Source organism: Bradyrhizobium betae (genome assembly GCF_004123905.1).
In the GTDB taxonomy this organism is placed as follows: domain Bacteria; phylum Pseudomonadota; class Alphaproteobacteria; order Rhizobiales; family Xanthobacteraceae; genus Bradyrhizobium; species Bradyrhizobium betae_A.
Genome location: NZ_MZXW01000004.1, coordinates 143,243 through 156,361, shown reverse-complemented (window position 1 = coordinate 156,361; position 13,119 = coordinate 143,243). Strand labels below are relative to the sequence as shown.

Sequence of the window (13,119 nt, the reverse complement as noted above, 5' to 3'; positions counted from 1 at the left end):
GGATTACCTCCACTGGCGTCGCACGATCCGTCGCCGATCAGGCATAGTGGTGCTGTGCTGGTCCGGTCGTTTCGGTAGGGCCCTGTGTCGTCAGCAACCAACCAAGTGTCCGGCTCGTCGGAGCGGCGCGTCCCCGCGGTCGTGATCGGTGGCGAGCTGAACGGCCTCGGAGTGTGTCGCAGCCTCGCCATGGGCCGGATGCCCATCTGGGTGGTCGACTGCAAGCGCTCGAACCCGGCGTTGTGGTCGCGCTACGTCCATCGGGTCTTCACGGACGCCCTTCATGGTCCAGGCTTCATCGACTTTCTACGTGATTTGCAACGCCGGCTCGGCGAGCCGCCTTTCCTGGTCGTTACGGACGAGTTGGCACTGCTTACGATCTCGGAGCACCGTAAACAGCTCGAGAGACTCTATCGCTTCCGCTTGCCGGCTCATGAGACGGTTCTCATGCTGCACGACAAGGCCAGGTTTCACGAGCATGCCGGCTTGCACGGCTGGCCGGTGCCGAACGGCGCGGTCGTGCGGGCTCTCGCGGATACCCCGAGGATCGCATCGCTCCGCCCGCCGATGATCCTGAAACCCGCGGACAAACGCCACTTCCACGAGGGACACGCCCCCCGCCTGATCACGGCAGAGAACTGCGCCGACGCAATCGCGACCGCCGAGAGATTGCTGGCCCAGGCCGGCGAGGTTCTGGTGCAGGAAACCATCGAGGGATCGGACGACAACATTTACTTCTGCCTGTTCTACCGGGGCCGCGACCGCGAGACGCTCGCCCTATTCACCGGACAAAAGCTCGCCAGCACACCGCCGGGTATCGGCAGCACGGCCTTCTGTACGGCTGCGGCCAACGAGGAGCTGGAGCGCACGACGAAAGGCATTCTCGATCAGGTGAACTACGTCGGATTTGGCGGCATCGAATACAAGCGCGATGCCAGGAGCGGGCGCTTCCTGATCATCGAGCCGACGGTCGGGCGCACCGACTGGCAGGAGGAGGTGGCGACGCTCGCCGGGGTCAACATCCCGCTGATAGCTTATCGGCACGAGCTCGGCCTGCGGCCCCTTTCTGAAGGCCCGATCGACGGCCGAATGGTCTGGCAGAGTTCCTGGATCGAGCGGATCCGGCTGGGTGCGACACCGATCCCGCCTCGGTCCGTTGTGGTGGATGGCTACTGGCGCCGCGACGATCCGCTGCCGGCACTCGCGCACTATCCGCACCACGCGGCGCACGGCGTGGCCTTGCATCTGCAACCGTGGTTTGCGGAGTTGCAGCGGAAACTTGGCGCAGCCGTGTGCCGGCGTCCTTCGGAGGCGTGAGAGTAACAATGCGCATCTGCCTGTATCTCGATCCGTCTCGACTGCTTCGCTGGCATCAGTGGCTGGCGGAGGCGCTTGCTGAAACACCCGGCAACGAGGTCTCCTGCGCGTTCGCAGCTGCCCGACGCCCGCTCCCGTCGATGTGCCGTCTCCTGATCGACCTCGAACGGCTGGTCTATGGGTTTGGTGCGAACGGCGCCACCGATCCCGTCGAAACGGTGGTGCGGTCCCTGCCGGCGCGTCCGGCTGGGGATGTCGATGTGGTGATCAATTTCAGCGGAGAGGAGCCGCTCTCGGCGGGAGGACGCGTGCTGACGCCACTCTTCAACGGCGTACCCGGCGAGATCGGCGTCATGACCGCGCTCGTCAATCACCAGGACCTTCTCGTCGACCTGCACGACACGGCTTTCCCCACGGGCTCATGGATGGCCCGACCGGCCCGTTTGGACCGCGACGTGTTCGCAGCAGGCCTCGACAGCGCCCTCTCCTGCGCTGTGGCGCTGATCCTCAAGGCCTTGCGCAGGGAAGCCGGTGCGACAGCGTCCGACGCCCGCGCGGCCCAGACAACTGCCCCGTGCCTTGGCGCGCTTTCGGCCCTCGCATTTGCCACCAGCACCGTGGCATCGAAGGCAATCAGGTTCCTGGACGTCCTGGCGCGGGGCGGCAAGACGTGGGGCATCGGCTGGCGCTTCGACGAAAGCGCCAGCCTGCTCGACAAGGGTAATGCAGCCTTCCGTGTCCTAACTTCGCCCGCCAATGGTTATCTTGCCGACCCGTTCTCGTTTCGACATCAGGGGCGGGATTTCATTTTTGTCGAACAGTATCTCAACACTAAGGGCCGGGGATGCATTGCGGTCGTGACAGCGGACCGGAACGGAACCACCACCCCACCACAGATCGTCGTCGAGGAGCCGCATCACCTGTCCTACCCGTTCGTGTTCGAGCAGGACGGTCAGATCTGGATGATCCCGGAATCAGGAGCGGCCAGAAGTGTCAGCCTCTACAGGGCCGTGGAATTCCCGCATCGATGGACGCGCGAAGCCTGCCTCGTCGAAGGCATCGAATGTTACGACACCACGCCGCTGCAGCATGCGGGCGCCTTCTGGTTCTTCGTCAGCCCGCGGCCGTGGGGATCGACGTCCTGGGATGTCCTCAGCATCTACCGTGCCGAGAGCCTGACGGGGGAATGGGCGCCACATGCAGAAAACCCGGTGCTGCTCGATGCGAAACTCAGCCGTCCCGCAGGCGCCTTCATCCGGCAAGGCGGGCGCACGCTACGCCCGGTCCAGGATTGCTCGCGACGCTATGGCGGAGCGGTGACGTTTTGCCAGATCGAAGCGCTCGACCGATCGACGTTTGTGCAGACCCCGGTCGGCCGCATCAGGTCCGGGACACTGGGGTGCCACACGTACAACCGTCACTCCGGCCTGGAGGTTGTCGACCTGTTCGGTCACGTCAGCGGCTTGCGAGAAGTTGCGCTCACCTATGGTCCGCTCGCAACCCGCCCATCGGTTGCCTGCGACCAGGCTCCTGCCGCGGCCGATTCGGATTTTGCGACGGAAGCTGACAGTGGTACGGCCAAAACCGCCCTGAAGGCATAACCACAAAGAGCTAACCATCTATCGTGCTTCCATTGCGCGATCGCATCAGGGATGCTCCGGACAAATCAGGTCGGGAAAGGCCCCAGAACCTTCCTCCCAATCTTCCTTCATCTCATTTTCATTGCACCCTGTGCGGGAGTCTGCATATGGCTAGGTCAAGCACGTCCGTAGATGTGGCGGTCATTGGAGCTGGCCCCTACGGATTGTCGCTGGCTGCGCACCTGCGGGCGCGCGGCGTGGAGCACCGGATTTTCGGAGAGCCCATGGGGCCCTGGAAAACCAACATGCCCCTCGGCATGCTGCTCAAATCCTATCCCTGGGCGACGAGCCTCTCAGACCCCGAGTCGGAATTCGACCTGAAGAGCTTCTGCACCGAACGTGCCCTGCCCTATCATGACGAGCTGATGCCGCTGCCGCTCAGCCGGTTCATCGACTACGGCGAAACTTTCCAGGCGCGTTACGTACCCGCCGTGGAGCGCAAGACTCTGATTGCGCTGGAGCCCGGCTCGGGCGTTCTTCGTGCCACTTTCGACGATGGCGAAACGGTCCATGCACGCCGCGTCGTGGTGTCGATCGGCCTGCATCCCTTCAAGCGCCTGCCGCAGGAGGCTGCGCATCTGCCGACCGAGCTGTGCTCGCACAGCGGCGAGTACGGCTCGCTGGAGACCCTCGACGGCAGCGAGGTCATCGTGGTCGGATCCGGATCATCGGCGACTGATCTGGCGGCGCTGATCCATGAGAAAGGGATCGCGGTTTCGCTTATTGCGCGCCGGCCAAAGCTGCATTTCGCCGACGGCCCCCGGCACCGGTCCTTGTTCGCGCGCGCCGCGGCTCCAATGAGTGGTATCGGCCATGGCTGGACGTTGGCGACCTGCGCCAAATATCCGCAACTGATCCGACATTTTTCGAAGGACTTGCGAGTCCGGCTCGCCAATCACAAGGCGCTGGGCCCGCTGGGCGGCGCTTTCGTGAAGGACCGCGTTGTCGGACAAGTGCCGGTGCGGCTCAGTCAGGCCATTCGTGGCGTCGAGACGCGTAATGGCAAGGTCGTGCTCGATCTCGTCGACTCCGCCGGCGCGCGGCGCTCGATGCGAGCCGACCACGTCATCTTCGCAACCGGCTACAAGGTCGACGTGAGCCGGCTGGGCTTCCTGAGCCAAACGCTGTTGCACCGAATGCAGCTGGTCGATGGGGCGCCGCAACTTTCGGCGCATTACGAGACGACCGTCCCGGGCTTGCATTTCATCGGTCCGGCCGCGGCAAACAGTTTTGGTCCGGTGTGCCGCTTCGTCTACGGCACAGATCATCCAGCCCGGCATCTGGCCCGCCACTTGTCGACTGTCCTGGCGCGCGTCCGCCCCGCGCTCCAGCTTCGGCCGCTCGACCGCACGGTGTCACCATGAACGCCCCCGTCCTCAGTATCCTCGCCCACGTCGGGGTCACACCGGCGCCTGACCCGATCAATATCGCGCTGGCGCGATCGCTTACCCTGCCGCGCGTGAGCTTCGTCGTCCCGACACTGAACGAAGCCAAGAACCTCCCCTGGCTTCTGCCGCGCATCCCGAACTGGGCGCATGAGGTCATTATCGTGGACGGTCGTTCGACCGACGACACGGTCGCGGTGGCGCGCCGCCTGCGCGACGTGAAGGTTGTCATGGAACCCCGACGAGGCAAGGGCGCGGCTCTGCGCGCGGGATTCCGGGCCGCCACCGGCGACATCATCGTCATGATCGACGCCGACGGCTCCATGATCCCGGAGGAGTCCGTCGTCTTCGTGAGTGCGTTGATGGCCGGCGCGGATCTGGTCAAGGGCTCGCGTTTCCTCCAGGGAGCTGGCACCGACGACATGTCGCTGTTCCGCATGCTCGGCAACTGGGGGCTGACCCAGACCGTGCGGCTGCTCTATGGCGGCGTGTTCTCCGATCTCTGCTACGGATACATGGCGTTCTGGACCAAGCACGTCGCCACGCTCGACTGCGATTGCGACGGATTCGAGATCGAGACCCTCATCAACGTGCGGGCCTTGAAGAACCATCTCAACATCGTCGAGGTCGCGAGTTTCGAGGCTCCGCGCATCAGTGGTGAGAGCAATCTGCGCGCGATCCCGGACGGCTGGCGCGTCCTCAAGACGATCCTGCGCGAACGGGTGCTTTCGCCGGTTTCGCTGGTTTCCTATGGGTACCCATGAGAAGGGCTGGGACGATCGAGAAATCGTCCGGTGAAGGGATAGCCCGATGCACATCCTGATGGTTGCCGCTCGCTGCTACCCCTTCACAGGAGGCATCGAAACTCACATCCATGAGGTCGGCCCCCGCCTCGTGGAGCGTGGCCACGTGGTCGATGTGCTCACCACCGACCCCTCGGGAGAACTGCCTGTTGAGGAGTATCTGCGCGGCATACGCGTGCAGCGCGTGCCGGCCTGGCCAAGGGAACGGGACCTTTATGTGTCCCCTGGCATCTACACCGCGATCCGGCGCGGGGTCTGGGATCTGATCCATTTCCAAGGCTACAACACCTTCGTGGCGCCGATCGGACTGCTCGCGGCCATTCGCGGCGACCTGCCGTTCGTGCTGACCTTCCACAGTGGCGGACATTCCTCGCCGCTGCGCAATGCAGTGCGCGGGACCCAGCACGCGCTGCTCCGGCCGCTCGTGGCCCGAGCCGCACGGCTGATCGGCGTCTCCGAATTCGAAGCCAGCTTCTTCAGCGCTAGGATGGGCGTGCCGCGCGAACGCTTCGTCGTCATTCCAAACGGCGCGGCGATGCCGGCTGCGAGCGCCGGCGTCAGGGTCGATCCCCATCTGATTATCTCCAGCGGCAGGCTCGAGCGCTACAAGGGCCACCACCGGGCGATTGCAGCCATGCCCGAGTTGATTCACCGGGTACCGGACGCCCGATTGCATGTCGTCGGATCGGGCCCGTATGAGGGAGAATTGCGGCGGCTCGTCGCGACGCTTGGTCTTGAAGAGCGGGTTACCATCGCAACCATTCCCGGGTCCGAACGACAGAAAATGGCCGACCTCCTGGCGAGCGCCGGGCTGTTCGTATTGTTCAGCGAGTACGAAGCCCATCCCGTCGCCGTCATGGAAGCTTTGTCGCTGCGGCGCCCGGTCCTCGTGAACGACACGTCCGGGCTTGGAGAGTTGGCGTCCAAAGGTCTGTGCCGGGCGATTGCGCGCGACGCAAACCCGAGAGTGCTGGCCGCCGCTATGGCCGAGGAACTGGAGGCCCAGCGGGTGGTCCCGGATTGGGCGTTGCCGGACTGGGATGACTGCGCACAAGCGCTGAGCGAAGTTTACGACGATGTTTACAACGATATTCTAACTAGCCGATCGAGGGAGCGCGTTCCGCTCGGTGGCATCCTGTCGTGGCCTCCTGAGACGAAGGCACGACGCCGATGATGCCGGCTCATTTGACCGCAGCAACCGGGACAAACCCGCTCCAGACCGGAGTCCAATTCGCCTCGGCGGTCATCGGCCCCGATCTTCACGGCGGTAGCTCCGACGCCCCGGCACGGCCGGTGAGTTGCGAATGGATCGCGGCCTTGTGCCTGACGGCGGCCGTGGCATTGTTGCTGGTGGTGGCGGGGCACGTTGCCGGGCGGCGAGCCTACGACGTGGCGCCACTGCTTTTCTGGTCCGGCGTGGTCCTGCTGGTCGTTCCAATCAGCCTTCGCGTCGGCTGGCCCAGGGTTGTTCGAGGTGAACGTCTCTTCCTGCTACTCCTGCTTGCCGAAGCTCTGTTCTATTACAAATCTGTCTACTCCCCGACCAGCTTCATCGGTCACGACGAATTCCTGCACTGGGTCGCTGCCGACGATCTCTTGACGGCACGCCGGCTGTTCCTGTCGAACCCGCTTCTGCCGATCGGCCCGGCGTATCCCGCTCTGGAAATTCTGACGACTGCAATCGTCAATCTCACCGGACTGCCATTGTTTGCGGCGGGGACGCTGCTGTTGATCATCCTGAAGGGCACCTTCGTCGTCGGCCTGTTCCTGTTCTACGAAAATCTCTCCGGATCGCCGCGCACCTCGGCCATCGCCTGTCTCGTCTATATGGGCTGCACGACCTTCGCCGTGTTCGAGGCAATGTTCTCCTACGAGAGCCTCGGCGTGGTGCTGTGCGTGCTGACCATCGCGGTCGAAGCAGCGACGAGGAATCTCGACGGGCGACCGCGGCTGCGAGCGCTTGGTTTGATTGCCTTGCTGTTGGGGGCCCTTGCGGTCACGCATCACCTCTCGGCCGCCTTCGCTGCCATCTATTTTGGAGCACTGGCCGGCTTCGAGGCCTTGCGGAAAGGCCCCATGCGGATCGAGGCAAGATTCGCCATGGGCGCCACGGCGATCCTCGCCATCGCCCTGCCACTGCTATGGATGGAGGCCCGTGGTAACCTTCTCAGGGGCTATCTCGGCCCGGTGATCGAAAGCGGCTTCAGGACCTTGCTCGCAAAGATCATGGGCGCGCCCACCCTACGGTCGGAGCATCTCGGCCATCCGGCGCAGCCCTTCGGCATGCGGCTGACCACCATGGTGGCGATCCTGCTGTTGGCGCTGGGACTGGCGACAGGATTCTTCAGATCGTTGGCGCTGACAGCACCGAGCAGCGCGCGCACGGGCTGGCGTCGAATGCAGGACATTTTGGGACGTCGCTGGCGCGACGGCCGCATCGTGGTCCTCACCCTATTCGCCTTCGGATTCCCGATCTCGGTGGCGTTCCGGCTGACCAGCGCGGGATGGGAAATCGGCAACCGCATGGGGACGTTCGTGTTCATCGCGGTCGGGCTGGTGGTCGCGGTGAGCATCGTGCATTTCTGGCAGGGCCGCGAGCCTCGCGGATGGCGCCTCATTGGGCCGGCAATGGCTCTCTCCATTATCGTCATGGGGGGCGTCACGAGTTCTGCGCTCTACCCGATCCGCGGACCCTACAGGGTGGCAGCCGACCAGCAATCCGTCGAGCCCATGGGGATCGAAACGGCTCTCTGGACCAAGCGGTGGCTCGCGGCCGGCAATCGCTTCACCTCCGACCGCGTCAATCGCCTGCTGCTTGCGAGCTACGGGCGTCAGGACGTCCGGGTCAAGATCGACGAAGGCGTTAATACCGCGCGCTTGTACGAAACCGAGACATTAGGGCCCGATGACTTCTGGGCGCTGGCGAGGAGCGACATCGATTTCCTGCTGGTGGATCTGCGTTTGTGCACGGCCCCTCCGGTGCTCGGCTTCTATTTCGAGCCGTGGCAGGCGCAGCAGGGAAAGCCACTTTCAAGCGACGAGCTGCTCAAGTTCAACGACATCAAGGGCATCACGCGCATTTACGACAACGGCTGGATCGTGATCTACGACGTGAGAGGATTGCATGGGAATTCCTAGCAACCGGGACCTTCGGGTCGCCTTCCTTTGGGCAGTAGCCACACTGTTAGCGGTTGCCATCAGCGATAGTCTGCTCCTGCGTACCATCCTGGGCGCGCCCATGATGTTCCTCGTCTCCGGCCATGCTGTGCTGCGGGCGATCGGCATCAGGACCACCTCCGTATCCGAGCATCTCGCCTACGCGGTCGGCGCGAGCCTCGCCGTCGGCATTGCCGGCGGCTTTGCCCTGAACGCCGCAGGTTTCCTCAGGCCGCTCGGATGGGCGATCTGGTTCTGCGCCATAACCATCGGCGCGACGCTCGTGGCCGACAGCCGCAGCGATGCTCCCGATCTGCCATCCTGGCCAAGTCCGGTGCGGGTCCGCTTCTGGCAGGGCGCCACGATCGCGCTCGCGGTGCTCCTGGCGACCGGCGCTTATGCGCTGGCCGTCCGCGACGAAGCGACTTACCGACAATTCAGCTACACGGAGTTCTGGCTGTTGCCATCGACCGGCGACGGCCCGGGTCGGCTCACCGTCGGCGTCCGCAACGCCGAGACCCAAACTCAGCGTTTCGACGTGGAAATTACCGTCGACGGGCGACCCTTCGCCGTTTTCCGTTCGCTGACCATCGCGCCAGGCGAGACCTGGGCGCGACAGATCCCGGTCTCCATCTCGGCCACCTCGCAGAAGGCCGAAGCCCGGCTCTACAGGCCGGACGACAATCGACTCTATCGCAGCGTTTCGACGCTGGTGCCGCGCATCTGAAACGAGGCCGACTATGCGTATCCTGCTGCTGTCGCAATTCTATCCTCCGGTGATCGGGGGCGAGGAGCGGCACGTCCGTAACCTCGGCAGGGCATTGGCGCAGCGCGGCCACACCGTGAACGTCGGGACTTTCATGCATCCCGGATCGCCGGACACCGAGCTGGACGGTGCGGTCCGCGTGCATCGCCTGCGCGGCACGCTCCAGCGTCTTTCAAACCTTCACACCGATTCCGAGCGCCGCCACGCCCCACCCTTCCCGGATCCCGAGCTGCTGTTGGCGCTGAAGCGACTGATCGCGAAGGAGCGGCCGGACATTGTCCACGCCCATAACTGGATCTACGCTTCGTTCCTGCCTCTCAGGGTTCTCGGTGGCGCGCGCCTCGTGGTGACGCTCCATGATTACGGCCTCGTGTGCGCCAAGAAGAACTTCATGCATCTGGGTACGCATTTGTGCGATGGCCCGCGGCTCGCGAAGTGCCTGCCCTGCGCCGCCGCCCATTACGGAGCCGTGAAAGCCACCGCGACGACGCTTGGCAACTGGGCGTCAAGTTTCGTCGCGCGGCGCGTGGTGGACCGCTTCATTGCGGTGAGCCACGCGGTGGCGCGTCATACCGGCCTCACGCGAGGTCGCGCTCCCTACGATGTCATCCCAAACTTCGTGCCTGATGATGTCGGCGTACTTGGCTCGGAAGATTCCCGCCTGCAGGAGCTGCCGAAAAATGGATTTATCCTGTTCGTCGGTGACATGATGCGGCTCAAGGGCATTGACGTGCTCCTGAAGGCCTATGCCCAACTCGAGCAGGCACCGCCGCTGGTCCTGATCGGACGCCGGGTCGCCGATACGCCGACCGAGTTTCCGCCGAACGTTCACGTTTTCAGCAACTGGCCGCATTCCGCCATCATGCATGCATGGCACCGATCGCTGTTCGGCGTGCTGCCATCGGTCGGGCCGGAGGCCTGCGCGACCGTCATCATGGAAGCAATGGCGTCGGGCAAAGCCGTTGTCGCAACCGACGTCGGCGGCATGCCGGACCTCGTCGATCACGGTGAGACAGGGCTCCTCGTGCCGCCCAGCGACGCGGAAGCTTTGGCCCGCGCGATGCAAACACTGCTGGAGGATCACGCCATGCTGGCCCGCCTCGAGGCGACAAGTCTCGCCCGGGTGGAGCGTCTCAAGGCCGGGGCGGTCGTGACCCGGATCGAGCAAGTCTACCGCGATGTCTCGCGCCCATTCGCCAGCAGGGTCGCAATTCCGGCGCAGCAGCGTTCGGGAGAGCCGTCATGTTAGCGCTCGCCCGGACGGCCATCATGCGCGCGTCGAGGATTCTGCGAAAGAGCGCCGTCCTCATTACGAATTCGGGCGCTCTGGCGATCGGAACGGTGGCGACGGCGGGTCTTGGATTTGTCTATTGGTGGCTTGCCGCGCGAATGTTCCCGCCGGAGGTGATCGGCAACGCCTTCGCACTTCTGTCGGTGATCGGTTTGGTCGCTCTCCTGGGCGAGGCCGGAGTCGGGACCTTGCTGATAGGCGAAATCGTCCGGCATCCCGGCCAGGAGGCCGGCCTTGCGGGCGCGGCGGCGTGTATCGCAGCGACGCTGGCGGTCGGCTTGGCCTTGGTGTTTGTCTTCGCCGAAGCACAACTCAGCTCGGCCAGCCCAATCGACAGCTGGTTCGAGGCCGGCCTGTTCGTCCTTGGCTGCAGCCTGACCGCATTCAGCTTCGTGCTCGAGCAGGCGTTGGTTGGCAGCCTGCGCGGCAGCGCCAGGATGGTCCGGCAGATACTGTTCTCGACGCTCAAGTTGATGCTGATCGTCGCCGCCGCCACCGCCGGCTTTGTCTCCGATGCCGCGATTCTTTTCACCTGGGTGGCCGGCTTGCTCGCGTCCTGGATTGGTCTCGATCTCTTGACGGGGGGTGGTGCGCGTCGCCTCGTTGGCGCGCCTGATTTCAGCCTGCTCTATACGCTTCGGGACAAGGTGCTCGGCCATTACGCGCTTGATGTCTCCGTGCAGGCTCCCACCATCATCATGCCCTATCTTGTGCTGGTCCTCCTGTCCCCGACCATCAACGCGGCTTTTGCGTCGTTGTGGATGCTGGTCTCGATGGCCGCGCTGATTCCCGCAGCCTTGGCCACAGTCCTGTTCCCCGCGGTCAGAGCAAACTCCAAACAATTCGGGCACGACATGCTGGTGTCGCTGTCCGCGTCATTGCTCTTCTCATTGGTCTGCGCCGCCCTGGTCCTCGCCTTTTCGCGGCAACTACTAGCGCTCTTCAATCCGGCCTATCCGGAGATCGCCGGTTCGAGCCTGCGCTTGCTCGGCTTCAGCCTGCTCGGATTAACCTTTAAGTTTCATGCCTGCGCGCTGGCGCGGCTCGGTGACAAGATGCGCAAGGCATCGTACTGGTTCGCGTTGGGAGGATTGCTGGAGTTCGGCTTTGCGATTGCAGGGGCGAAGCTCAATGGACTAGAGGGGCTGGTGGTGGGCTGGACATTCGCCGTCAGCGTCGAAGGAGCGTGTTCGGCCCTCGTTTTGGCTTTCGTAAGGACCCTGGTATCTGACGCCGGCCCGGCGGGCGGAGGCTTGGCCCCGTTCCAGGAAACCTCCGATCATCGTACCGAGGCATCAGCCGCAAATTTGATCGCCGGCGCACCGTCGCAGTCGGCCCCAGCGGCGGGCTAGCACTACTTTGGCAGATTGTTGATTTTGCCGCGTTTTATAGGATTCCCGAATCAATTTTTCAATGATTCATGGGTGGTCGGCTCTTGGAGGGCTGACCATGCCGGGATGGGAAGACGAACTCGAACGTTGGCTGATGCCGTTCTTGGACCGGCTGGGTCATAAGACCCGGCAGCGGATGTGTCCTCTGTATGTTGCGGGATTGATCGGTCCTGGCGATCGCAAGAGCGTTCAGCCGATGGCGGAGCGCCTTGCCACGAGCAACTACGACCAGTTGCACCATTTCATTGCGGACGGTGTCTGGAACGCGACGCCGCTGGAGACAGAGCTGCTCAACCAGGCGGACCGACTTGTCGGCGGCAGGGATGCGGTGCTGGTTATTGATGACACCTCACTGCCGAAGAAGGGTGAGCGATCGGTCGGTGTTGCGGCTCAATACGCGTCGGCTCTCGGTAAAACTGCAAATTGCCAAACACTGGTGTCTTTAACGCTTGCGCGCGGCGAAGTGCCCGTGATGGTCGCGTTACGTCTCTTTCTGCCTGATAGCTGGACAAGCGACATGCCTCGTTTGAAGCGAGCTCGCGTGCCAATCGAACACCGAACGCCACGGTCCAAGCCGGAGATCGCTTTGGCCGAGATTGACCGCGCGATGGCAGCCAACATGCGCTTTGGATTTGTGCTGGCGGATGCAGGATACGGCCTCAGTGCACCGTTTCGACAAGGGCTAACAGAGCGCGGGCTGGCCTGGGCGGTCGGTATCCCTCGGCACCAGAAAGTGTATCCGGTCGATGTGAAGCTCATTTGGCCGATCACCAAAGTCCGTGGCAAACCACGAAAGCACCACGTGCCGGATATCTTATCGATTGCGGCAGAACAAATGCTGGCCAGCGCCAAATGGAAAACCGTGAGTTGGCGTAGCGGGACGAAAGGTCGGCTCAAAGCCCGATTTGCTGCTCTCCGTGTCCGCACCGCCGACGGCCCTCCGCAGCGGATATGGGATAAAGGTCAGCAGCATCTCCCAGGCGACGAAGCCTGGCTCATTGGCGAGCAACGTGCCTCCGGGGAGAGGAAATACTATCTCGCCAATCTTCCGGCGACGACGGATCTGCGCACGCTGGCTGCCACCATCAAGGCACGGTGGATTTGTGAGCAGGCGCATCAGCAGTTGAAGGAGGAGCTTGGACTTGATCACTTCGAAGGGCGATCATGGCAAGGTCTTCATCGCCACGCCCTTATGACAATGATTGCCTACGCCTTCCTGCAACATCGTCGCCTCGCATACGCGGGGCGGAAAAAAGAATCAACGGGCCTCCGCCTCAACCAACCATGCCCGCCGTACGCCACGCCATCGTCGATCTCATCCTTCGGCCGCCGCCTCGGCAGTGCCCATATTGCCGAAAGCAAATCCTTGA

General features: G+C 63.5%; 9 protein-coding genes and 1 pseudogene. All 10 read left to right on the top strand.

What is annotated here, in order from left to right; genetic code table 11:
• The first annotated feature begins 84 nt into the window (after positions 1–84).
• The 10 genes and pseudogenes from B5V03_RS00860 (at position 85) to B5V03_RS00815 (ending at position 13,119) form a co-directional block, all read left to right on the top strand.
• Complete coding sequence (locus B5V03_RS00860) at positions 85–1,317, top strand: carboxylate--amine ligase (RefSeq protein WP_129267394.1); 1,233 nt, start codon at positions 85–87, stop codon at positions 1,315–1,317.
• A gap of 8 nt (positions 1,318–1,325) precedes the next feature.
• Positions 1,326–2,918: a glucosamine inositolphosphorylceramide transferase family protein gene (locus tag B5V03_RS00855; protein ID WP_129267393.1), complete on the top strand. Its 1,593-nt coding sequence runs from the start codon at positions 1,326–1,328 to the stop codon at positions 2,916–2,918.
• A 32-nt stretch (positions 2,919–2,950) separates the two neighbouring features.
• On the top strand, positions 2,951–4,321 hold the full coding sequence (locus B5V03_RS00850; RefSeq protein ID WP_129267392.1) for a SidA/IucD/PvdA family monooxygenase: 1,371 nt from the start codon (positions 2,951–2,953) through the stop codon (positions 4,319–4,321).
• On the top strand, positions 4,318–5,106 hold the full coding sequence (locus B5V03_RS00845; protein WP_129267391.1) for a glycosyltransferase family 2 protein: 789 nt from the start codon (positions 4,318–4,320) through the stop codon (positions 5,104–5,106). Before B5V03_RS00850 ends, B5V03_RS00845 begins: the two co-directional genes overlap by 4 nt.
• Positions 5,107–5,152: 46 nt before the next feature.
• Positions 5,153–6,319 (top strand): glycosyltransferase family 4 protein, encoded by a 1,167-nt coding sequence (locus B5V03_RS00840; protein WP_129267390.1) that lies wholly within the window; start codon positions 5,153–5,155, stop codon positions 6,317–6,319.
• Positions 6,319–8,283 (top strand): hypothetical protein, encoded by a 1,965-nt coding sequence (locus tag B5V03_RS00835; RefSeq protein WP_129267389.1) that lies wholly within the window; start codon positions 6,319–6,321, stop codon positions 8,281–8,283. The genes B5V03_RS00840 and B5V03_RS00835 overlap by 1 nt, the downstream gene beginning before the upstream one ends.
• A 100-nt stretch (positions 8,284–8,383) precedes the next feature.
• On the top strand, positions 8,384–9,028 hold the full coding sequence (locus B5V03_RS00830; RefSeq protein WP_129267388.1) for a hypothetical protein: 645 nt from the start codon (positions 8,384–8,386) through the stop codon (positions 9,026–9,028).
• Positions 9,029–9,041: 13 nt separating this feature from the next.
• Positions 9,042–10,316 carry a glycosyltransferase family 4 protein gene (locus B5V03_RS00825; RefSeq protein WP_129267387.1) on the top strand — a complete coding sequence of 425 codons (1,275 nt, stop codon included), beginning with the start codon at positions 9,042–9,044 and terminating at the stop codon, positions 10,314–10,316.
• Complete coding sequence (locus B5V03_RS00820; RefSeq protein WP_129267386.1) at positions 10,310–11,710, top strand: lipopolysaccharide biosynthesis protein; 1,401 nt, start codon at positions 10,310–10,312, stop codon at positions 11,708–11,710. Before B5V03_RS00825 ends, B5V03_RS00820 begins: the two co-directional genes overlap by 7 nt.
• 61 nt (positions 11,711–11,771) lie before the next feature.
• A pseudogene (locus B5V03_RS00815) lies at positions 11,772–13,119 on the top strand (IS701 family transposase).

Excerpts from the sequence above, each read along its gene's own strand:
- B5V03_RS00855 (WP_129267393.1), top strand. The coding sequence starts at position 1,326 with ATGCGCATCTGCCTGTATCTCGATCCGTCTCGACTGCTTCGCTGGCAT.
- B5V03_RS00845 (WP_129267391.1), top strand. The coding sequence starts at position 4,318 with ATGAACGCCCCCGTCCTCAGTATCCTCGCCCACGTCGGGGTCACACCG.
- B5V03_RS00840 (WP_129267390.1), top strand. The coding sequence starts at position 5,153 with ATGCACATCCTGATGGTTGCCGCTCGCTGCTACCCCTTCACAGGAGGC.
- B5V03_RS00835 (WP_129267389.1), top strand. The coding sequence starts at position 6,319 with ATGCCGGCTCATTTGACCGCAGCAACCGGGACAAACCCGCTCCAGACC.
- B5V03_RS00830 (WP_129267388.1), top strand. The coding sequence starts at position 8,384 with ATGATGTTCCTCGTCTCCGGCCATGCTGTGCTGCGGGCGATCGGCATC.
- B5V03_RS00825 (WP_129267387.1), top strand. The coding sequence starts at position 9,042 with ATGCGTATCCTGCTGCTGTCGCAATTCTATCCTCCGGTGATCGGGGGC.
- B5V03_RS00820 (WP_129267386.1), top strand. The coding sequence starts at position 10,310 with ATGTTAGCGCTCGCCCGGACGGCCATCATGCGCGCGTCGAGGATTCTG.